Below are 20,763 nucleotides of genomic sequence, written 5' to 3'. Positions count from 1 at the left end.
AGCCCGCGAGCCCCTTGTCCCCGCGGCCCTCGGGCCCGACCGTCCGACCGTCCGACCGTCCGACCGTCCGACCGTCCGACTGGAGCCGAGATTGGCAGAGACCGTGCCGGTGCGGTGCCCCCAGTGCCGTCGTGAGCACCTCTACATCGTCCCCTCCTATCCGTGCCGCTGCGGCGTCCCCGTGACGCCCGCGCTGCTGCGCGGCGGGATTCCCGTACGGATCCGGCACCGCGTGTGGGCCGACTCCTGGCTGACGCTGCGCTGCTCCGCCTGCGGGCGGTACGACGAGTGGCCCCGGCCGGAGCTGGGCTGCCCGTGCGGCGCGCTGCTGCGGCCTCCCCTCGCCGAGCCCCCAGCCCGATTCCCCGCCCAGTCCTCCGGTGCGGCCTTCCCGTCCGCCGTGGCCGCCGGCGGGGAGGCGGCGGACGCGCCTTCGCCGGGGGCGGCCCGCGGGCGGCCCGACTTCCAGCCGGTCGCCATCCGCACCGCCCGGGACGTGGTGACGGCCGCCGCGCTCTTTCTGGACTGGCTGGGCTTCGAGCGGGTGCGCCCCGTGGCCGGGGCCCATCCGGTCCCGGGTGTCGATCTGCGCGGGCCCGATGTCCTGGCCCGGGTGGACCCCACCACCGCGCCGACCGGACCGGACGCCGTCGAGACGCTGTGGCTGCACGGCCTCAACGAGTCGGCGGTGGCCGTCTGCTTCTCCCTGGCGGGCTACACCCGCCAGGCCCTCGACCGCGCGGAAAGCCTCGGCCTGCCGCTCTTCACGCTGGATCTGGCGGGCACTCCGCAGCCGGTCGGCGAGGCGGCGCAAGCGCTGCTGGGCACCGGCGGCCCGCGCCGGCCTCCGGCGGATTTCAGCTAATCAAGTTTGACCACCAGGGTGGCGGGCGCTACCCTTCCCGCAACTAGTCAAATTTGACGAATGGAGAGTCTTGCCGAAGAACACCGAGATCGCCGCGGCCCTGACCGGCTACACCCCGACCGAGGAGGACCTGCGGAGCGTGGAGGAGTGGTTCGCCTCCTACGACGGCCTCGCCTCCTCCCCCACCCCGGAGAACATCGAGCGCATGGCCGACATGGCCGTCTTCCCGCTCAACCTGGTGACCGACGGCTCCGACGGCGACGCCCGGACGGACCAGTGGGACCGACGGCGTTACACCGGGACGATGAACGCGGTGATGGGCGGCGCGGGGGACGAGGGGGCCCGCTTCGAGTCGGCGCGCACCCCGTTCTTCCTCTCCTCCAGCCTCGTCGTGGTGTTCACCGACTCGGTGATGACGGCGGGAGGCGAGGAGCACCGCATGCGCTACGCCGACATCCTGGTGCGCCGGGGCGGTGTCTGGCGCTTCCAGACGATGATCCAGAGCGGCTGGGCCGAGATGATGGAGGAGCGGCGGGACTGACGGCGCCCCCTCGGGGCCGGGCCGGTGCCGGGCCGGACCGGGCGGTCGTCCGGCCCGGCACCGGCCGGCTCGCCTACGCCCCTCCCGTCCCGCCCACCGCGAAGTGGACGAGGAACACCGCCGTCAGCAGCCACATGAGCACCCCCGGTTCGCGCCAGCGCCCCACCGCCGTGCGCACGGCGGTGTAGGCGATGACACCGGCGCCGATGCCGGTGGTGATCGAGTAGGTGAAGGGCATCAGGACGACGGTGAGGAAGACGGGGATCGCCGTGGTGCGGTCGGTCCAGTCCACGTACCGGGAGTTCTGCATCATCATCGCGCCGATGACGACCAGCGCGGCGGAGGCCACCTGACCGGGCACGATCAGCGCCAGCGGGGTGAACAGCAGCGCCGCCGCGAACAGCAACCCGGTGACGACGGCGGACAGCCCCGTACGCGCGCCCTCGCCCACGCCCGTGGCCGACTCGATGAAGACCGTCTGGCCCGACGCGCTCGCCACTCCACCGACCACCCCGCCCGCGCCGTCCACCAGCAGTGCCCGGCCCAGCCCCGGCATCCGCTCCCGCTCGTCGGTGAGGCCCGCCTCGTGGCCGACGGCGATGATGGTGGCCATCGCGTCGAAGAACCCGGCCAGCACCAGAGTGAAGACGATCATGGTGAAGCCGGTGACGCCCAGACCCGCCAGACCGCCGATCTCCACGTTCCCCAGCAGGCCGAAGTCGGGGGCGGAGACCAGCCGCCCGGGAAGCTCGGGAACGGCGCCGCCCCACTCCTCGCCGCCGATGCCGAAGGCCGCCGTGGCCGTCATCGAGACGGCCGTGCCGGCGGCGATGCCGATCAGGAGGGCGCCGGGCACCCCGCGGGCCAGCAGCATGAAGATCAGCAGCAGGGTGACGCAGAAGGCCAGCACCGGCCAGCCGGTCAGCCGGCCGCCCTGGCCGAGGGTGACCGGGGAGCCCGGTTCGCCCAGGCCGACGAAGCCCGCGTTGACCAGGCCGACCATCGCGATGAACAGGCCGATGCCGATGGTGATGGCGTGTTTGAGCGCCGTCGGGATGGCGTTCATGATCCGCTCGCGCATCCCGGTGACCACCAGCAGGATGATCACCGATCCGTAGATCACGCACATCCCCATCGCCTGCGGCCAGCTCACCTCGGGGGCGACCTGGGTGGCCAGCACGCCCGAGACGCCCAGCCCGGCCGCCAGCGCCAGCGGAGCACGGCCGATCACGCCCATGGCGACGGTGGTGACGGCCGCGGCCAGCGCGGTCGCGGTGATCACCTCGGCGGCCTCCAGCCGGTTCCCGTAGCGGTCGGGGACGGACAGCAGCACGGGGTTGAGCAGCAGGATGTACGCCATCGCCATGAAGGTGGTGACACCGCCGCGCACCTCCCGCGCGACCGTGGACCCGCGGCGGGAGATGTGGAACCAGCGGTCCACGCGCGATCCCTTGGAGGGCGGGGGGCCGACCACCCGGGGGTCCTCGGGCGGCTCGGACTTCTCGGGGCCTTCTGGGCCTTCGGGGCCTCTCCGGCTCATGGGCCGCTCAGGCGCTCGGCGCCGGCGGCGAGCGCCGCCTCTCTGTCGGCGGGGCACGGGAAGTCCACGTCGTCGGCTCTTCTCGGTCGGTCGCGGGGTTCCCCCGCCGACCCGTGGCGGGATCCGGTGCCGGGCGGGAGTGCGGGGGATCGGGCGGCTACACCCGTGTTACACCGCACGCCCCCGGCGGAACGGCTCGTCGCCCGGCCGGTGCGGTCACCGGCGGCACGAAGCACCCGTACGGCCCACGCGCGGGTCTTGTAGATTCGAACGAAGGCCCGTGCGGTCCGGGACGCGGTACGCGCGCCCCGCGCACCGGCGGTACGGCACCGGCGGTACGGCACCGGCGGTACGGAAGAGATCGGCGGACGACGACGATGCGGTTGCGCGCACTCCTGGACAGCCCCTGGCTGGGGCTGCGGCTCCTGAGCGGCGAGGAGGGGCTCGACCGGCCGGTGCGGGGCGTGATGACCACCGACCTGCGCGACCCGAGCCGCTATCTGTCGGGCGGTGAGCTGGTCCTGACGGGGCTGGCCTGGCGGCGCGGGCCCGAGGACTTCGAGCCGTTCGTCCGCATCCTGGCCGCCGCGGGCGTGGCCGCGCTGGCGGCGGGCGAGGCGGAGCTGGGCCCGGTGCCCGGGGACCTGGTGGCGGCCTGCGCACGGCACCGGATGCCGCTGTTCTCGGTGGACGAGAAGGTCGCCTTCGCCACCGTCACCGAGCATGTGGTGCGGCAGGTGTCCGGCGAGCGGGCCGGCGATCTGGCCGCCGTGGTGGAGCGGCACCGGCGGCTGATGTCCCCGGACCCGGCGGGCGGCGGCCCGGACGCGGTGCTGGACCTGCTGGGCTCCGATCTGGACCTGCGGGCGTGGGTGCTCTCCCCCGTCGGCCGGCCGGTCGCCGGGGCCGGCGCGGACCGGCTGCCGGCCCCCGTCCGCACCCGTCTGGCGGGCGAGCACCTGGCCGCGGTGCGGGCGGGGCGCCCCGGCCCGTACCGCACGGTGGCCGGTGAGACGGTGTACTCGCTGTTCCCCGTGGACGGCCCGCCGGCCGGTGCGGGCGCCGACCCCCGCCAGGCGGTGCTGGCGGCGCTGTCGGGCTGGCTGCTGGTGGTGGAGGCCGACGCGGACGAGTGGCCGGCCGAGCGACTGGACCTGCTGCACGGCGTCACCCGGCTGATCGCGGCCGAGCGCGAGCGGCGGGACACCGCCCGCTCGGTGGGCCGCCGCCTGGCCGGGGAGGTGCTGGAACTGCTGCGCTCCGGCGCGCCGTCGGCCGAGGTCGCCGCCCGGCTGCGGATGACGGCCCCCGCGCTGCTGCCCGGGGCCGGGGCCGCGTCCCTGTGGCAGGTCGTCGTCGCCCGGCTGGACTGGGAGGGCGGCCCCGGCCTGTCCGAGGAGGAGCGGGCCCGGGCCGCCGGGGCCCTGCTGGAGGAGGCGCTGGCCGGCCCGGCCGGCGGCCGGGAGGCGGCGGACCGGGTCGCGGTGGTGCCGGCCGGCGGGGAGGCCGTCGCGCTCGTCCCGCTCGCGGCGGCTCCCGGGCAGGAGACCGGCGGTGAGGGGCCCGGCGAGGAAGGGGCCGGCGAGGAGACCGCCGAGGCGGCCGGGCCGCCCGCCGGGACCGAGGGCGCGTTCGCGGCCACCGCCCTGCTGGACGCCCTCCGGGACCCGCTGGAGCGCGGCCTGGACGGCCTCGGCGGACCCGAGGGACGGCTGACCCTGGGCGTCAGCGCCGCCGTCCACTCGGCCGAGGGTCTGCACGGGGCGCTGGAGGAGGCCCGCCACGCCCGGCGCGTGGCCGCCGCCCGGCCGGGGCGGGTCTGCGCGGCCGGGCACGAGGAGCTGGCCTCGCACGTTCTGCTGCTGCCCTTCGTGCCCGACGACGTGCGCCGCGCCTTCACCGCCCGGCTGCTGGACCCGCTGTACGAGTACGACCGCCGCCACCGCGCCGAACTGGTGCCCACCCTGGAGGCGTTCCTCGCCTCCGACGGCTCCTGGACGCGCTGCGCCGCCCACCTCGGCCTGCACGTCAACACCCTGCGCTACCGGGTGGGCCGCATCGAGCGGCTCACCGGCCGCGACCTGTCCCGGCTGGAGGACAAGGTGGACTTCTTCCTCGCCCTGCGCATGCGCTGAGCGCCCGCCCGAGCCGCCCCGAGCCTCCCCGGCCGCCAGGCCCGGCCCGGCCCGGCCCTAGGCTGGAAGGGTGTACGCGCGCAGGCGGCACCGCTACTTCGCGCTGATGGGGCTGTGCCTGGCCCTCTTCGTCGGCGCGTGGGCCTTCGTGCGCCTGTGGTCGGTCCCGCTGGCGATCGCCATGTGCGTGGTGGCCATGGTCATCCCGCCGGTCGCGGCGGTCGTCGCCAACCGGCGCGAGCCGGACGACCGCTGGTGGGACGAGTGACCGCGACGGTCGGCGACGCATGCCGTCCGGGGTGTGTCAAGAGCTGACCAAGATTGTGAAACCGTTCACACTTACCCCTTGGCGAGGCCCCGGTGTTCGTGCTGGGATTCGCTCACATCCGGCTCGACGGCGCGCTTGGTTGGGGAGGGCACTGTGGCGGAGACCGCCATGTCACGTTCGGTACGGCTGGAGGGTGCGGGATCGGGTGCGGGGTCGGGGCCGGGCGCTGACGCGGAGGGCGGTCCGCTCGACCACGCGGTGTGGCGGCTGAGGTCGCGCGGCTGCTGGGAGGACGCGGCGGCGCTGCTGGAGCCGGGAGTGGCGCGGGACGACGCCGGGGCGGCGCTGCGGCGGGCGGGACTGCTGGTGGAGCGCTGCATGTTCACCGCCGACGGCTGGGAGCGCGCCGAGGAGGCGCTGCGGGTGGCCGAGGCCCTGGCGGCGACGGACGAGGAGCGGGGTGCGGCCGCCTGCGAACGCGGCCATCTGGCCTACGCCGCGACGGTGCTGGCCGTACGCGACCGGGCCGACGAGGCCCGTGCCGCGCTGGGCCGGGCCGCAGCCCTGCTGCCGCCCGACTCCTCCCGGCGGGCGATGCTGGACTTCCGGCGCGGCCTGATGACCGAGCACTTCGGCGACAGCCCCCAGGCGGCGCGGGCGGCGTACCGCCGGGCGCACGCCGCCGCCACCGCCCAGGGGGACGCGCTGCTGTGCTCCTTCACGTGGCGGCATCTGGCCGGGCTGGCCCTGCGCGGCGGTGAGCTCACCGAGGCGCGGCACGGCTTCGCCGAGTCGCTGCGGCTGCGCGAGGAGCTGGGTTATCTGGTGGGCATGGCGCCGGCCCTGGTGTCCTTGGCGGACGTCCGGCCGGAGCCGGAGGCGGAGCGGCTGCGGGCCGAGGCGCGGCGGCTGTTCCGCCTGCTGGGCGGGGTGCCGAGCTGGCTGGCCGACCGGCTGGCCGAGGGTTCCGCGGAGTGACGCGCGCCACTCGTGCGGACGGGCATTGCGCCGGCACCGATCATGTGAGCTAAGGTAAGCCTTACCTGTTATAGCCGTCGATTCGGTGGTACCCGCATGGCCATGTGCACTCTCGCCCCCGCGCCCGAGACGCCCGCCGCGTCGCCGCTGGCCGCGGCCTACGACCGCCTGGCCGAGGTCTTCCCCGGCCTGCGGGTCACCGAGGTGCGGGAGGCCGGTGAGCTGCCGCGCGGCGGCGGCTGGGTACGGGCGGCGGAGCTGGCCGAGGGCGGGGCCGTCCTGGACGCCTTCCTGGCCTGGGACGACGAGCAGGTACGGCGCGACTACGGCGAGCGGGCCCGGCCCGACGTGGTGGCCGGCTTCGGCCTGCACCGCTACGCCTGGTCGGTCTGCCTGCTGGTGACGCTCCCCTGGTTCCTGCACCGCCGGGTGCCGCGTGTCCCGGTGGACTCGGTGGCCTACGACCGCGCCTCGGGCCGGATCGCGGTGCGCGCCCGGGAGTTCTCCTGTCTGCCCGGCGATCCGGCCGCCGCCCTGCCCGGCGCCCGTGTCGTCCACGGCGAGGAGGCGCTCCGGGCGGCCGTACGCGAGGCCGTGGCCGAGCACCTCGGCCCCCTCCTGGAGGCGTTCGGGCCGCTCATGCGCCGCGGACCGCGCGCGCTGTGGGGCATGGCGACGGACGAGATCACCGAGGGCCTGTGGTACGTCGGCCATCTGCTGGGCGAGGAGCGGCGCGCGATGGCCGAGGCGGAGCTGCTGCTGCCGGGCTCGGTCGCCCCGTTCCCCCGGGGCGCCGCCTTCCGGGAGCTGTCCGGGCCGGACGGCGAGAAGTACCCCACCCGGGACCGGGCGAGCTGCTGCATGTTCTACACGCTGCGCCCGCAGGACACCTGTGTCACCTGCCCGCGCACCTGCGACGCCGACCGGGTGGAGCGGCTGAGCGCCGCGCGCGCCTGACCCGCCGCCCCTCCTCCGCCGGGGCGGTCCGGGCGGGCGGGGTGAACTCCCCCCGGGGTTCGAGCATCCGGCCGGTAATCGGCAGCGATTACGGCTCGCTACACTCCTGTTCGCACGTTCTGGCCACCATCGGCGTTTTTTGGGCCCAAAGGGCCTGCCGCACAATCTTTTTTCCGCCAGGATGCTGCGGGTCAACGAAGCCAACGCGAGCACGGCGGGGCCGTCTTGACGGCATGCCGCCAGGCAGGGGACACCCCCGGATGAGACTGACGGACATATCGATGAACTGGGTGCTGGCGGGTGCCGTACTGCTCGTCGGCGCCCTGGTCGCGGTCGTGCTGATGGGCCGCGGAAGCGGACGCCACAGGACCGAGGAGGACCAGGCCGCGGACTCCTGGGAGCGCATGGAGGAGCGCCGCCGCCGCAAGGAGACGGTCTACGCCATCGCCTCCTACGTGCTGCTGTTCTGCTGCGCGGGCGTCGCCGCCGCGCTCTCCTTCCACGGCCTGGTGGGATTCGGCCGGGAGAACCTCGGCCTGTCGGGGGGCTGGGAGTTCCTGGTCCCCTTCGGCCTGGACGGCGCGGCGATGTTCTCCGCCGTCATCGCCGTGCGCGAGGCCAGCCACGGTGACGCCTCCCTCGGCTCGCGGCTGCTGGTGTGGCTCTTCGCGGGCGCCGCGGCGTGGTTCAACTGGGTGCACGCCCCGCGCGGCGACGAGCACGCGGGCGCCCCGCAGTTCTTCGCGGGCATGTCGATCGCGGCGGCCATCCTCTTCGACCGGGCGCTCAAGCAGACCCGGCGCGCCGCCCTGCGCGAACAGGGCCTGGTGCCGCGTCCGCTGCCGCAGATCCGGGTGGTGCGCTGGCTGCGCGCCCCACGCGAGACCTACGCCGCCTGGTCGCTGATGCTGCTGGAGGGCGTGCGGACGCTGGACGAGGCGGTCGACGAGGTCCGCGAGGACCGCCGCCGCAAGGAGGAGGAGCGCGCCCGCAAGCGCGAGCAGCGGAAGCTGGAGCGGGCCCGGCTGCGGGCGATCAGCCGGCTGGGCCGCGGGGCCGACGCGCAGCAGGTGGAGCTGGAGGTCAGCGCGGGCTCCCCGCAGCCCGCGCGGCCGCGCGCCGCGCTGGGGGCCGCCTCGGACGACGCCGGCGGCGGCACGCTGGGCGCGGACGGGCTGCGCAAGGTGGATCCGCCCCGCCCGGCGGACGCGTTCGGCTCCGAGGAGAGCCTGACCAGTCCCCGGCTGGACTCACTGGAGGCCAAACTCGCCGCCATAGAGAAGCAGTTCGGCTGATCCTCCCGGTTCTCCCCCGCGGCCGCCTCGGCCGGTTCCCACCGGCCGAGGCGGCCGTACCGTTCCCCGGCGTTCCCCGGCGGCACGGCGGCACGGCGGCTCGCAGCACCCTCACGGTGCCCTCACAGCACCCCTTCGAGAGTGAGCAGCAGTTTCTTGCGCTCCAGTCCGCCCGCGTATCCCGTCAGCGATCCGCTCGCGCCGATGACGCGGTGGCAGGGACGCACCACCATCAGCGGGTTGGCGCCCACCGCTCCCCCGACGGCCCGCACCGAGCGCGGCTCCAGGCCCGCCATGGCGGCGAGTTCGCCGTAGGTGACGGTGGCTCCGTAGGGAACGCGCTCCAGGGCGGCCCACACCCGCCGGCGGAACTCCGATCCCCCGGGTGCCGGGTCCAGGTCGAACTCCTTGAGATCCCCGGCGAAGTAGGCGTCGAACTGCCGCACCACGCCGGCGAAGGCCGCGTCGTCGCGCCGCCAGCCGGGCAGCACCCGGGCGCCGCCCTTCTGGCCGGGCACGCTGACCGAGGCCACCGCGCCGGGCTCGGGGCCGGCGATCAGCAGCTCGCCCAGCGGGCTGGGGCAGGTGGTGTAGAGGGTGGTCATCGCTTCTCCGTGTTCTCGGTCCCGGTCCCGGTCTCGGCCGGGGGCGGGGTGAGGGTGGCGTTCCACAGGTGGTGCAGGGCGTAGGAGCGCCAGGGGCGCCAGCGTCCGGCGTCCGGCGCGCGGGCCCCGATCCGCTCCAGCCCGTGCCGCACCCCCGCGTCGCCGGTCAGGAAGACGTCGGGGTCGCCCAGCGCGCGCATCCGGATGTAGCCGGCCGTCCACGGGCCGACGCCGGGCAGGTCGAGCAGGGCCCGTTCGGCCTCGTCCCGGTCGGCTCCGGGGTCGAGGACGAGGACGCCGTCGGCGAGGGCGGCGGCGACGGCGCGCACCGCCCGGCGGCGGGCGCCGGGCATGCGCAGTTCGTCCAGGGGCGCCCCGGCGAGGGTTCCGGGGTCGGGGAAGAGGTGGGTGAGGCTGCCGTCGGGGGCGGGCAGCGGCTTGCCGTACGCCGCCACGAGCGCGGCGGTCAGCGTACGGGCCGCGCCCACGGTGACCTGCTGGCCGAGTACGGCGCGCACCGCCGCCTCGTGCGGGTCGGACGCGCCCGGCGAACGCAGTCCCGGCAGCCGGTGGACCAGGGGCCCGAGCAGCGGGTCGCGGCCCAGCCGGTCGGCGACGGCGTACGGGTCGGCGTCCAGGTCGAACAGCCGCCGCATCCGCTGCACGGCGGTGGTCAGGTCCCGCAGGTCGGTCAGGTGCAGCCGGCACGGCAGCCAGCCGCCGCCCGAGCCGCCACCAGGGCCGCCACCCGCCTCGTCGGCCCTCTCGCGGACCTCCGCGACGCCGTGGCCGTGGGGCAGGGCGAGGGTGCGCCGGTAGGTGCGGGCGCCGGCCTCCCCGGTGGCCTCCTCGACGCCGGGGACGGCCCGCCGCTGGAGGAAGCCGAAGACCTCCGCGGCGGCGTACGGGCCCCGGTGGGCCAGCCGCAGCTCCACTCCCCCGCCCCCGGCCGCCTCCTCGGCCGCCCCCCGGGGACGGGTCGCCGCCCTGGCACGGCCGCGGGCGCGCAGTTCGCGCGGGGTGCAGGCGTGGGCCTCGCGGATGGTGTCGTTGAACTGCCGCACACTGGCGAAGCCGGAGGCGAAGGCGATCTCGGTGACCGGCAGCGCGGTCGTCTGGAGCAGCACCCTGGCGGTGTGCGTCCGCTGGGCGCGGGCCAGGGCGACGGGCCCGGCGCCGAGGTCGGCGGTGAGCCGGCGGTGTATCTGGCGGGCGCTGTAGCCCAGCCGGCGGGCGAGCCCCTCGACGCCCTCGCGGTCCACGACACCGTCGGCGATCATCCGCATCGCGCGGCCGGTGAGGTCGGCCCGCGCGTTCCACTCGGCCGATCCCGGCACGGCGTCGGGCCGGCAGCGGCGGCACGCCCGCAGGCCGGCCCGCTGGGCGGCGGCGGCCGAGGGGAAGAACCGCACGTTGCCCCGCTTGGGGGTGACCGCCGGGCAGCTCGGGCGGCAGTAGATGCCGGTGGTGAGCACACCGGTGAAGAAGACTCCGTCGAACCGCTCGTCACGGCTGCGGACCGCCTCGTACCTGGCCTCGTCGTCCATCACGCGATCCAGTGTGCGCCGCGCGGCGGGCCACCACTGGCGGAAATCGGACGCGACGGTGGCGGCTTCCGGCAGGCATCGGCCCGCCCGGGCCGGAGACGGGTCGGCGAAAGGAAGGCCGCCGGTGTCACGGGAGTCGCTGGAGCAGGCCCCAGGTGAACTCCGCGATCACCTCGTGCCGCCTTCCCGCCCGGTCCGGGGCGGTGAAGGCCAGCCGCCACCGGGTGGGCGCCGAGCCCTCCATCGGGCGGGCGGGCGCGAAGGCGCGGGCGACCTCGTCCACCGTGCACGTCCACGGCAGCAGGTCCTCCACCGTGCGCGGCTCGGGGCCGGGTGCTCCCGGAGCGCGCACCAGCCATTCGTTCCACACCGCTCCGCCCGGCGCGGTCAGCACCTCCAGACGCAGGTCCGGCCAGAGCGGCAGCGGCCAGCGCAGGGCCCGGCAGTCCAGGTCGCCCACCCGGCGCGGCTCGTCCGTCTCCGGTTCGCCGAGCACCGAGCGGTACCGGGCCGCCGCGCCCCGCGGGCGCGGCGAGCGGCCGGCGGCCTGCCAGCGGCGGTTGGCCTCGCGCATCTCGGCCCGGTCGGCTCCCAGTTCGCGCAGCGCGTCGAGCACCAGGTCCGGCTGGAAGTCGGCCATCCGGCGCAGCAGGACGAGCTGGAACTGCCGGGGGCCGAACGGCTGGGCGGGGGCGTCGCTGCGGGTGGGCACGGGGCGACGTTAGCAACCGGCTTCCGCCGCCCCGTGCCCGCCGTGCCCGTCCCGTGCGGGGCGGCGAGGGTCGGTGCGGGTCAGCGCGGGCCGCGTTTGCGCTCCGCCATGTGGCGGCCCAGCGCCTGCTTCCGTTTCCAGTCGCGCCGCAGCTCCGCCCGCAGCCGGGCGTCGGTGCGGGCCGCGAGGTACTGGTTCTCGCGCAGCAGTTTGCGGTAGCTGTCCAGCCGGCGCGGCGGCAGGACGCCGTCGTCGACGGCGGCGAGAACGGCGCAGCCCGGCTCGGCGGTGTGCGCGCAGTCGTGGAAGCGGCAGGCGCGCGCCAGCTCCTCGACGTCCGCGAAGGCCCGTCCGACGCCCTCCTCGGCGTCCCACAGCCCGACGCCGCGCAGCCCCGGGGTGTCGATGACGACTCCGCCGCCGGGCAGCGCGAACAGCTCGCGGGTGGTCGTGGTGTGCCGGCCCTTGCCGTCGCTCGCGCGGGTCTCGCGCACCTCCAGCGCCTCCTGCCCGGTCAGCGCGTTGACCAGGGTGGACTTGCCCGCTCCGGACTGCCCGAGCAGCACGGCGGTGCCGCCGCCGAGCACGGCGGCGAGCACGTCCAGCCCTTCGCCGGTGAGCGCGCTGACGGGCAGCACCGTCACGCCGGGCGCCGCGGCCTCGGCGTCGGCGGCGGCGTGGGCGGCGTCCGGTGCCAGATCGGCCTTGGTGAGGGCCACCAGCGGCTGGGCCCCGCTCTCCCAGGCCAGGGCGAGAAAGCGCTCCAGCCTTCCGGGATCGAGCGGGGCGGCCAGCGAGACGGTGACGACGGCGTGGTCGACGTTGGCGGCCAGCACCTGCCCCTCGGAACGCTTGGAGGAGGTGGAGCGCACGAAGGCGGTACGGCGGGGCAGCAGGGCCCGGACCGTCCACGGCGTCCGGCGCCCGCCGGGTTCGAGGGCGGCCCAGTCGCCGGTGCAGACGGTGAGCAGCGGGTCCGGGGAGACGACGGGTGCGATGCCGGCCCGTACGGGGCCGTCGGCGGTGACGGCGTCGCACCGTCCGCGGTCCACGCGGACCACGCGGGCGGGGGTCAGGCCCCGGCGCCCGTACGGGGCGAAGGCCTCGGCGGTGTGCCCGTCCCAGCCGTAGCGGGCGAGCGGGTGTGCGGGGGGTTCGGGGTGTGCGGGGTGTGCGGGTACGTCGAGAGGACTCAACGCGGATGCCCTTTCGGGAAGGGCGGCCCCCGAGCGGCGGCCCGGAGAACGGGCCGGATGCGGTCAGCCGGAGGTCGCGGAGGTGGAACGGACGGACTCGTTGCCGCGGGTCGCGCCCGCGGCGGCGGCAGCAACGGCAGCCATGGGGCCCACCTCCCGTTCCGGATCGTCGACGGCTTCCCCGGGGCCGTACCGATCAAGGTCGATCAGGCCCCTCCAAGGGCCTCCCCGGCCCTCGCGCCGCCGACCCTAGGACGGCGGGCGGCCCCCGCGCCACCGGTTTTCCCGGCGCCCCTCACCCGTCCGGGGGAACCTCACGGGCCGCCCGCGCGGAAGCGCTCCCTCGGGAAGACATAACCTGCCGTTTGGTGGAAAATTAGAGCATAAGGGTGAAAGTCTCATAGGAGGTGGCTCAGATGGCCACACCCACGTCACGCATCGAGGAACACCCTGATCTGATCGGGATGCGTGCACGCTACGCGGAGGCCTCGGCGTCGCCGACGGCGCAGGGGATGGAGGCGCTGACCGTGCTGGGCGGCGTCTTCCTGCTGGCGTCTCCATGGATCGTGGGATTCAGCCAGTTCAACTCGCTGACCGTCAACAACTTCGTCACCGGCATCGCGCTCGCCGTGATCGGCCTGACGCTCGCGGTGGCGTTCGAGCGCGCCTACGGCCTGAGCATGGCCGTGTGCGCGATCGGCGCCTGGACGGTGATCTCCCCCTGGCTGGTGGCCGGCAACGTGGACACCACCAGGACGATCCTCACCAACGTGATCACCGGAGGGATCGTCTTCCTCCTCGGGCTGGCCCTGCTGGCCGTCGGCAGGAAGGGCGGCAAGGGCAGCGGCGGACGCAAGAAGGGGTGATCCGGCTCGTGACCGCTGACGCACGGCGGGCCGGGGAGGCCGGAAGGCCTCCCCGGCCCGCCGTCAGCCGTCGCGGCGGCGGGAGCGCAGCCGGGAGCGTATGTCGGACGGCGGCAGGAACTTCGTCCAGCGCTCGGGGAACTCCGCGGGCGGCTCGACGGTCCCCGTCTCCTCCCCCTCACCCCCATCGCCGCCCTCGGCCCCCCGCATCGCGCGCCGCGCCGCCGCCGCGGCGACGACCTCGGCGGCGGCCTGCTCGCGGGCCCGCTCGCTGGCGCGGCGGGCGGCGGCGGTGGTCACCGAGGGCCACACGTGGTCGATGGCGGCGTTGACGGCCGCGCCCACCAGGACCGCGAAGGCCGAGACGCCGATCCACAGCAGCACGGCCACGGGCGCGGCCAGCGACCCGTACAGCGTCGGCCCGTCCACCGTGCGCGTGAGGTACAGGCGCAGCAGGAAGCTGCCGGCTATCCACATCAGCACGGCGACCAGCGCGCCGGGGATGTCCTCCGCCCAGGGCGAGCGGACCGGTACCGAGACGTGGTACAGCGTGGTGAGGAAGGCGATGGAGACGACCACCACCACGGGCCAGTAGAAGACCGCGACCACCGGTTCCAGCTGCGGCACCCAGCCGACCACCGCGTCCGGCCCGACGATCAGCAGCGGCAGGGCGACCGCGCCCAGCGGCAGAGCGACCAGATACAGCCCGAAGGCCAGCAGCCGGGTGGCGACTATGCCCCGGTGGCCGTCGAGGCCGTACATGACGGTGATGGTGTCTATGAAGACGTTCATCGTGCGCGAGCCGGACCACAGCGCCAGCGCGAAACCGACGGAGATCACGTCGGGCCGCCCGCCCTCGATCACGTCGTCGATCAGCGGTTCGGCGATCTGGCTGACGCCCCGGTCGGACAGGACGGTGGCGGAGGCGTTCAGGATGTTGGCGCGGACGCTGTCGATGGTGTCGGTGCCGATCCAGGCGTCGAGGTAACCGAGCAGCCCGATCAGGCCCAGCAGCAGCGGCGGCAGCGACAGCAGGGTGAAGAAGGCCGCCTCGGCGGCCAGCCCCAGGATCCGGTACTCCATCGCGGAGTTGACGGTGTCCTTCAGCAGCAGCCAGGCGAGCTTCCGCTTGGGGACGTTGCGGTACAGGGCACGCGCCCTGCGCAGCGGGTTCGAGGACTGCTTCGGGGGAGAGGGGGCCGGTTGCACGCCCATAACGTATCCGGCCCGGTGACCGCAGCTCACACCGTGGCCTGCCGGTTTCCCGGCGGGCCGCGCGGCCCGCGCACCGGTGCGGGTGCGTGCCGGCCCGGGGCTCACACCGCGTACAGCCCGTGACCGGCGAAGATCCCGCGGGCTTCGGCCACCTGTTCCGGGGTGGGCACGGGGGTGCCGGCCAGGGGGAAGGTCCTCCCCACGGCCTCCCACTTGGCGGCGCCCAGCTTGTGGAAGGGCAGTACGTCGACGCGGGAGACGTTGCCGAGGGAGGCGGCGAAGGCGGCGACGCCCTCGATGTTGTCGGGCCCGTCGGTCAGGCCGGGGACCAGCACGAACCGCACCCACACCTCGTTGCCCAGCAGTGCCAGGCGGCGGGCGAAGGCCACCGTGGGGGCGATCTCGCCGCGGCCCCCGGTGACCTTCCGGTACAGCCCCGGTTCCCAGGACTTGATGTCCAGCAGCACCAGATCGGTGTCGGCCAGCAGGGCGTCGGAGGCGCGGGCGCCGAGGAAGCCGGAGGTGTCCAGGGCGGTGTGCAGGCCCAGTTCGTGCTTGAAGCGGTGCAGCAGCTCTCCGGTGAAGACCGGCTGGAGCAGCGGCTCGCCGCCGCTGAGGGTGGCGCCGCCGCCCGCGGCCCGGATGAAGGCGGTGTACTTGCCCGCCTCGGCGACGAGCTCGTCGGCGGTGGTGCGGCGGCCGTCGCGCAGCCGCCAGGTGTCGGGGTTGTGGCAGTACAGGCAGGCCAGCGGGCAGCCGGCGAGGAAGGCGGTGAAGCGGGTGCCGGGGCCGTCCACGCCGGTGGACAGGTCCCAGGAGTGCACCGATCCGGTGACCGGGCGGCGGGTGGCCGCACCGGCCGGGGTGGCCGCACCGGCCGGGGTGGCCGCACCGGCCGGGGTGGCGGCCCCCGCCGGCGCGGTCGCCCGGTGCATCAGGCGTTCCATCACAGTGCTCCGTGGAAGGTGCGGGCGATGACGTCGAGCTGCTGCTCGCGGGTGAGCTTGACGAAGTTCACCGCATAGCCGCTGACGCGGATGGTGAGCTGCGGGTACTTCTCGGGGTGCTCCATGGCGTCCACCAGCGTCCTGTGGTCCAGGACGTTGACGTTCATGTGGAAGCCCCCGGCGGCGGTGTAGCCGTCCAGCACCCCGGCGAGGTTCCCGGCGCGCTCGGCCGGAGTGCGGCCCAGGGCGTCGGGGGTGATGGTGTTGGTCAGCGAGATGCCGTCCTCGGCGTCGTCGTAGTCCAGCTTGGCCACCGACAGGGCCGAGGCGATGTAGCCGTGGCGGTCGCGGCCGTTCATCGGGTTGGCGCCGGGGGCGAAGGGGGCGCCGGCGCGGCGGCCGTCGGGGGTGTTGCCGGTCTTCTTCCCGTAGACGACGTTGGAGGTGATGGTGAGCACCGACTGGGTGTGGACGGCGCCCCGGTAGGTGGGGTGGCGGCGCACCTTCTCCATGAAGCCGTGCACCAGTCCGCGGGCGATCTCGTCGGCCCGGTCGTCGTTGTTGCCGTAGGCCGGGTAGTCGCCCTCGATCTCGTAGTCGACGGCCAGCCCGGTGGCGTCGCGGATCACCCGCACCCGTGCGTGCTTGATCGCCGAGAGCGAGTCGGCGGCGACCGACAGCCCGGCGATGCCGCAGGCCATGGTGCGCAGCACCTCGCGGTCGTGCAGGGCCATCTCCAGCCGCTCGTAGGCGTACCTGTCGTGCATGTAGTGGATGACGTTCAGGGCGTGGACGTAGGTCCTGGCCAGCCACTCCAGCATCGCGTCGTAGCGCTCGGCGACGGTGGCGTAGTCCAGGTACTCGCCCTCGACCGGGCGGAACCCGCGCACCACCTGCTCGCCGGTGATCTCGTCGCGGCCGCCGTTGATGGCGTAGAGCAGGGCCTTGGCGACGTTGACGCGCGCCCCGAAGAACTGCATCTGCTTCCCCGTGGCCATCGCGGAGACGCAGCAGGCGATGGCGGTGTCGTCGCCGTACTTGGGGCGCATCAGCTCGTCGGACTCGAACTGCAGGGCGCTGGTGTCCACCGCCGTCCTCGCCGCGAACTCCTTGAAGCCCTCGGGCAGCGCCTGCGACCAGAAGACCGTCAGGTTGGGCTCCGGCGCGGGACCGAGGTTGTACAGGGTCTGCAGGGCGCGGAAGGCGGTACGGGTGACCAGCGGGCGGCCGTCCTCGCCGATCCCGGCCAGCGACCAGGTCACCCAGGTGGGGTCACCGGAGTAGAGCTGGTTGTACTCGGGGGTGCGCAGGAAGCGGACGATGCGGAGCTTGATCACGAAGTCGTCGACCAGTTCCTGGGCGCCGCTCTCGGTCAGCAGTCCGCGCTCGATGTCGCGCTGGAGGTAGACGTCGAGGAAGGCGTCGATGCGGCCGATGGACATGGCCGCGCCGTTCTGCTCCTTCACGGCGGCCAGGTAGGCGAAGTACAGCCACTGGACGGCCTCGCGGCCGGTGGCGGCCGGGCGGGAGACGTCGTACCCGTAGGAGGCGGCCATCTCCTTCAGCTCGCGCAGCGCCCGGATCTGCTCGGCGTTCTCCTCGCGGTCGCGGATGACGTCCTCGGTGGGCCAGCGGTCGTCCAGCAGCGCCCGGTCGGCCTGCTTTTCGGCGATCAGCCGGTCCACGCCGTACAGGGCGACGCGGCGGTAGTCGCCGATGATGCGGCCGCGGCCGTAGGCGTCGGGCAGGCCGGTGATGATGCCGGCCGAGCGGCAGGCCCGGATCTCGGGGGTGTAGGCGTCGAAGACGCCGTCGTTGTGGGTCTTGCGGTAGGTGGTGAAGATCTCCTTCACCCGCGGGTCGGGCTCGTGGCCGTAGGCCTTCAGGGCCGCCTCGACCATCCGCCAGCCGCCGATGGGCATGATCGCCCGCTTGAGGGGGGCGTCGGTCTGCAGGCCGACGATCAGGTCCAGGTCCTTGTCGATGTGGCCGGGGCCGAAGGCGGTGATGGTGGAGGGGGTGGCGGTGTCCACGTCGTACACGCCGCGCTCGCGCTCGGCGGGGAACATCGCCAGCAGCTTCTCCCACACGGCGGTGGTGCGGTGGGTGGGGCCGGCGAGGAAGGAGCCGTCGCCCTCGTAGGGGGTGTAGTTGTGCTGGACGAAGTCGCGGACGTCGACGGCGTCCCGCCACAGGCCGCCCTTGAAGCCCTGCCAGGCGCCGGCGTCGGCGCGGGGGCCGGTGGTGTCGGTACCGGCGCGGTCCGGCGAGTGGGGGGTCTGCGGCTGCGGGATGGTGGTCATGGCTGGTCTCCCTTGGGGCTCTTCCGTGCGGGGCGGTCGGGCGGCTGTGCTCATGCCTTGGCGGCGTGGCCGTAGTAGGCCTGGCGCATCAGCGCCTGCATCTCGTCGAGCATCGGCATCCGGGGGTTGGCGGGGGCGCACTGGTCGGCGTAGGCGTTGCGGGCCTGCTCGGGCAGGGCGGCGAGGAACTCCCTCTCGTCCACGCCCGCCTCCTGGAAGGAGGCCGGGACGCCGCAGCGGGCGCGCAGTTCCTCCACGGCGCGGGCGTAGGACTCCACGCCCTCCTCGGGGGTGGCGGCCGGCAGGCCGAGCATCTTGGCGATCTCCTGGAAGCGCTCGTGGGCCCGGTAGGTCTCGTACTTGGGCCAGCCGGTCAGCTTGGTGGGGATGCGGCCGTTGTGGCGGATGACGTGCGGCAGCAGCAGCGCGTTGGTCCGGCCGTGGGTGATGTGGAAGGTGTTGCCGAGGGTGTGGGACATGGCGTGCACCAGGCCGAGGAAGGCGTTGGCGAAGGCCATGCCGGCGATGGTGGAGGCGTTGTGCATCCGCTCGCGGGCCCTGGGGTCGGCGGGGCCGTGGGTGACGCAGCGCTCCAGGTTCTCGAAGATCAGCCGGATGGCCTGCAGGCACAGCCCGTCGGTGTAGTCGTTGGCGTAGACCGACACATACGCCTCGGTGGCGTGGGTGAGGGCGTCGAAGCCGGAGTCGGCGGTGACGGCGGGCGGCAGGGTGGCGGTCAGGACCGGGTCGACGATGGCGACGTCGGGGGTGAGGGCGTAGTCGGCCAGCGGGTACTTGCGGGCTGCGGCCGGGTCGGAGATGACGGCGAAGGGGGTGACCTCCGCGCCGGTGCCGGAGGTGGTCGGCACCGCGATCAGCTTCGCCCTCTCCCCCAGCGGCGGGAAGGTGAAGGCGCGCTTGCGGATGTCGGAGAACTTCTCCTTGGTGTCGGCGAAGGCGATCTCGGGGTGCTCGTACATCAGCCACATGACCTTGGCGGCGTCGATGGGCGAGCCGCCGCCGAGGGCGACGATGGTGTCGGGCTCGAACTCGCGCATCTTCGCGGCGCCGCGTTCGACGGTGGCCAGCTCCGGGTTGGGCTCGATGTCGTCGATGATCTGGAGGTTCACCGGCTCGGTGCGGGAGCGCAGGATGTCCTTGACGCGGGTGAGGTAGCCCAGGCGGTCCATGGTGCGGTCGGTGACGACGGTGACGCGCCGCATGCCGCGCATGTCGCCGAGGTAGCGCAGGGAGTGGCGCTCGAAGTAGATCTTCGGCGGGACCTTGAACCACTGCATGTTGGTGTTGCGCCGCCCGATGCGCTTGATGTTGAGCAGGTCGACGGCGGTGACGTTGCCGGAGACGGAGTTGTGGCCGTAGGAGCCGCAGCCCAGGGTCATCGAGGGCAGGAAGGAGTTGTAGACGTCGCCGATGCCGCCGAGGCTGGAGGGCGCGTTGGCGATGATGCGCACGGCCTTGACGCGGCGGCCGAACTCCTCGGTCAGCACCTCGTCGTCGGCGTGGATCACCGCACTGTGGCCCAGGCCGTCGAACTCGACCATCCGCGCGGCCAGTTCGATGCCCTGCTCGGTGCTCTGGGCGCGCAGCAGGGCCAGCACCGGGGAGAGCTTCTCGCGGCTGAGCGGCTCGGCGGGGCCGACGCCCGTGATCTCGGCGAGGATGACGGAGGTGTCCTCGGGGACGGTGAAGCCCGCCTGCTCGGCGATCCAGTGCGGCGGCCGGCCGACGGCGTCGGCGTTGAGCTTCGCCCCGGCGCAGTTGGCGCTCCGGGCGGTGGTACCGAAGAGGAACTTCTCCAGCTTCTCCTTCTCCTCGGCGGTGGCCAGGTACGCGTGGAGCCGGCGGAACTCCGCGACGGCCCGCTCGTAGATCTCGGCGTCCAGGACGGCGGCCTGCTCGGAGGCGCAGATCATGCCGTTGTCGAAGGCCTTGGACAGCACGATGTCGTGCACCGCGCGGGGGACGTCGGCGGTGCGGTGGACGTAGGCGGGGACGTTGCCCGCGCCGACGCCGAGGGCCGGCTTGCCGCACGAGTAGGCGGCCCGGACCATGGCGTTGCCGCCGGTGGCCAGGATGGTGGAGACGTCCGGGTGGTTCATCAGCAGACGGGTCGCCTCCATCGACGGCTCCTCGATCCACTGCACGCAGTGCTCGGGGGCGCCCGCGGCCACGGCCGCCTCCCGTACGATCCGGGCCGCCTCGGCGCTGCACCGCTGGGCCGAGGGGTGGAAGGCGAAGACGATCGGGTTGCGGGTCTTGAGCGCGATCAGCGCCTTGAAGATCGTGGTGGAGGTGGGGTTGGTCACCGGGGTCATGGCGCACACCACACCGACGGGCTCGGCGATCTCGGTGATCCCGTTCAGCTCGTCGCGGCGGACGACGCCGACCGTCTTCAGCCCCTGCATCGAGTGGGTGACGTGCTCGCAGGCGAAGAGGTTCTTCATCGCCTTGTCCTCGAACACGCCCCGGCCGGTCTCGGCGACGGCCTGCTCGGCCAGTTCGCAGTGGCTCGCCAGGGCCGCCAGGGAGGCCTTCCGCACGATGTGGTCGACCTGCTCCTGGGTGAAGGAGCCGTACTCGTCGAGGGACTTGACGGCGTTCGCGGCCAGGGTGTCGACGGTGTGCCGGACGGTCTCGGCGTGCTCGCCGCTCCCGGTGCGCCCGGCGTCCGCCGGCGCGGCGGGACGGGCTGCGGGACGTGCGGTGGCTTCTGCCATGGGGATCACCTCTGGGTGGGGGCCTCGGTGACTCCATTGCACGCCGCCCCGGGCA

At 74.2% G+C, this 20,763-nt stretch carries 17 protein-coding genes; 8 read left to right on the top strand and 9 right to left on the bottom strand.

Features of this window, described 5'->3' with window-relative positions:
• Positions 1-91: 91 nt before the first annotated feature.
• Positions 92-865: a hypothetical protein gene (locus BM237_RS16370; protein WP_093850402.1), complete on the top strand. Its 774-nt coding sequence runs from the start codon at positions 92-94 to the stop codon at positions 863-865.
• A 70-nt stretch (positions 866-935) separates the two neighbouring features.
• On the top strand, positions 936-1,406 hold the full coding sequence (locus BM237_RS16365; RefSeq protein ID WP_245793664.1) for a nuclear transport factor 2 family protein: 471 nt from the start codon (positions 936-938) through the stop codon (positions 1,404-1,406).
• Between the two features lie 73 nt (positions 1,407-1,479).
• Here the strand turns inward: BM237_RS16365 and BM237_RS16360 are convergent, their stop codons facing one another.
• Positions 1,480-2,946 carry an NCS2 family permease gene (locus BM237_RS16360; RefSeq protein ID WP_093850401.1) on the bottom strand — a complete coding sequence of 489 codons (1,467 nt, stop codon included), beginning with the start codon at positions 2,944-2,946 and terminating at the stop codon, positions 1,480-1,482.
• A gap of 377 nt (positions 2,947-3,323) precedes the next feature.
• Here BM237_RS16360 and BM237_RS16355 point away from each other — a divergent pair, with 377 nt between their 5' ends.
• From BM237_RS16355 to BM237_RS16335, 5 genes are all read left to right on the top strand, one after another.
• Positions 3,324-5,081 (top strand): PucR family transcriptional regulator ligand-binding domain-containing protein, encoded by a 1,758-nt coding sequence (locus BM237_RS16355; protein WP_093850400.1) that lies wholly within the window; start codon positions 3,324-3,326, stop codon positions 5,079-5,081.
• A gap of 70 nt (positions 5,082-5,151) precedes the next feature.
• A complete protein-coding gene (locus BM237_RS16350) occupies positions 5,152-5,349 on the top strand; it encodes a DUF3099 domain-containing protein (RefSeq protein ID WP_093850399.1) in 198 nt (65 codons plus the stop codon).
• A gap of 168 nt (positions 5,350-5,517) precedes the next feature.
• Positions 5,518-6,327, top strand: coding sequence for a hypothetical protein (locus BM237_RS16345; protein ID WP_093850447.1), 810 nt, complete (start codon positions 5,518-5,520; stop codon positions 6,325-6,327).
• Positions 6,328-6,429: 102 nt separating this feature from the next.
• Positions 6,430-7,284, top strand: a complete 855-nt coding sequence (locus BM237_RS16340) for a (2Fe-2S)-binding protein (RefSeq protein ID WP_425443701.1) — start codon at positions 6,430-6,432, stop codon at positions 7,282-7,284.
• Positions 7,285-7,544: 260 nt separating this feature from the next.
• Positions 7,545-8,579: a DUF2637 domain-containing protein gene (locus BM237_RS16335; protein ID WP_093850397.1), complete on the top strand. Its 1,035-nt coding sequence runs from the start codon at positions 7,545-7,547 to the stop codon at positions 8,577-8,579.
• Positions 8,580-8,701: 122 nt separating this feature from the next.
• Here the strand turns inward: BM237_RS16335 and BM237_RS16330 are convergent, their stop codons facing one another.
• The 4 genes from BM237_RS16330 to rsgA form a co-directional block, all read right to left on the bottom strand.
• On the bottom strand, positions 8,702-9,184 hold the full coding sequence (locus tag BM237_RS16330; RefSeq protein ID WP_093850396.1) for a methylated-DNA--[protein]-cysteine S-methyltransferase: 483 nt from the start codon (positions 9,182-9,184) through the stop codon (positions 8,702-8,704).
• Positions 9,181-10,731: an AlkA N-terminal domain-containing protein gene (locus BM237_RS16325; RefSeq protein ID WP_093850395.1), complete on the bottom strand. Its 1,551-nt coding sequence runs from the start codon at positions 10,729-10,731 to the stop codon at positions 9,181-9,183. Before BM237_RS16325 ends, BM237_RS16330 begins: the two co-directional genes overlap by 4 nt.
• A 127-nt stretch (positions 10,732-10,858) precedes the next feature.
• Positions 10,859-11,371 carry a hypothetical protein gene (locus BM237_RS16320; protein ID WP_245793673.1) on the bottom strand — a complete coding sequence of 171 codons (513 nt, stop codon included), beginning with the start codon at positions 11,369-11,371 and terminating at the stop codon, positions 10,859-10,861.
• Between the two features lie 152 nt (positions 11,372-11,523).
• Positions 11,524-12,639, bottom strand: coding sequence for a ribosome small subunit-dependent GTPase A (gene rsgA / locus BM237_RS16315; protein WP_093850393.1), 1,116 nt, complete (start codon positions 12,637-12,639; stop codon positions 11,524-11,526).
• Positions 12,640-13,055: 416 nt separating this feature from the next.
• Between rsgA and BM237_RS16310 the strand changes: the two genes are divergently transcribed.
• Positions 13,056-13,505, top strand: coding sequence for an SPW repeat protein (locus BM237_RS16310; RefSeq protein WP_093850392.1), 450 nt, complete (start codon positions 13,056-13,058; stop codon positions 13,503-13,505).
• A gap of 63 nt (positions 13,506-13,568) precedes the next feature.
• Here the strand turns inward: BM237_RS16310 and BM237_RS16305 are convergent, their stop codons facing one another.
• The 4 genes from BM237_RS16305 to adhE all read right to left on the bottom strand — a co-directional run bounded on the left by BM237_RS16305 (position 13,569) and on the right by adhE (position 20,708).
• Entirely contained in the window at positions 13,569-14,714 is a 1,146-nt protein-coding gene (locus tag BM237_RS16305; RefSeq protein WP_245793662.1) for a YihY/virulence factor BrkB family protein, read from the bottom strand.
• A gap of 107 nt (positions 14,715-14,821) precedes the next feature.
• Entirely contained in the window at positions 14,822-15,667 is an 846-nt protein-coding gene (pflA, locus tag BM237_RS16300) for a pyruvate formate-lyase-activating protein (RefSeq protein ID WP_093850390.1), read from the bottom strand.
• Positions 15,667-17,970, bottom strand: coding sequence for a formate C-acetyltransferase (pflB, locus tag BM237_RS16295; protein WP_093850389.1), 2,304 nt, complete (start codon positions 17,968-17,970; stop codon positions 15,667-15,669). Before pflB ends, pflA begins: the two co-directional genes overlap by 1 nt.
• 50 nt (positions 17,971-18,020) lie before the next feature.
• Positions 18,021-20,708: a bifunctional acetaldehyde-CoA/alcohol dehydrogenase gene (gene adhE / locus BM237_RS16290; RefSeq protein WP_093850388.1), complete on the bottom strand. Its 2,688-nt coding sequence runs from the start codon at positions 20,706-20,708 to the stop codon at positions 18,021-18,023.
• Positions 20,709-20,763 lie beyond the last annotated feature (55 nt).

The sequence above is a fragment of the Streptomyces mangrovi genome, from assembly GCF_900114215.1.
Taxonomy (GTDB): Bacteria; Actinomycetota; Actinomycetes; order Streptomycetales; family Streptomycetaceae; genus Streptomyces; species Streptomyces barkulensis.
The sequence above is the reverse complement of the archived record's forward strand: the minus strand, read 5'-3'. Positions and strand labels throughout refer to the sequence as shown.

What these genes read in the sequence shown, in the direction of transcription:
- BM237_RS16355 (WP_093850400.1), top strand. Translation starts at nt 3,324, where the DNA reads ATGCGGTTGCGCGCACTCCTGGACAGCCCCTGGCTGGGGCTGCGGCTC.
- BM237_RS16310 (WP_093850392.1), top strand. Translation starts at nt 13,056, where the DNA reads ATGGCCACACCCACGTCACGCATCGAGGAACACCCTGATCTGATCGGG.
- BM237_RS16330 (WP_093850396.1), bottom strand. Translation starts at nt 9,184, where the DNA reads ATGACCACCCTCTACACCACCTGCCCCAGCCCGCTGGGCGAGCTGCTG.
- BM237_RS16335 (WP_093850397.1), top strand. Translation starts at nt 7,545, where the DNA reads ATGAGACTGACGGACATATCGATGAACTGGGTGCTGGCGGGTGCCGTA.
- BM237_RS16345 (WP_093850447.1), top strand. Translation starts at nt 5,518, where the DNA reads ATGTCACGTTCGGTACGGCTGGAGGGTGCGGGATCGGGTGCGGGGTCG.
- BM237_RS16325 (WP_093850395.1), bottom strand. Translation starts at nt 10,731, where the DNA reads ATGGACGACGAGGCCAGGTACGAGGCGGTCCGCAGCCGTGACGAGCGG.
- pflA (WP_093850390.1), bottom strand. Translation starts at nt 15,667, where the DNA reads ATGGAACGCCTGATGCACCGGGCGACCGCGCCGGCGGGGGCCGCCACC.
- BM237_RS16320 (WP_245793673.1), bottom strand. Translation starts at nt 11,371, where the DNA reads ATGGCCGACTTCCAGCCGGACCTGGTGCTCGACGCGCTGCGCGAACTG.
- pflB (WP_093850389.1), bottom strand. Translation starts at nt 17,970, where the DNA reads ATGACCACCATCCCGCAGCCGCAGACCCCCCACTCGCCGGACCGCGCC.
- BM237_RS16340 (WP_425443701.1), top strand. Translation starts at nt 6,430, where the DNA reads ATGTGCACTCTCGCCCCCGCGCCCGAGACGCCCGCCGCGTCGCCGCTG.
- BM237_RS16360 (WP_093850401.1), bottom strand. Translation starts at nt 2,946, where the DNA reads ATGAGCCGGAGAGGCCCCGAAGGCCCAGAAGGCCCCGAGAAGTCCGAG.
- adhE (WP_093850388.1), bottom strand. Translation starts at nt 20,708, where the DNA reads ATGGCAGAAGCCACCGCACGTCCCGCAGCCCGTCCCGCCGCGCCGGCG.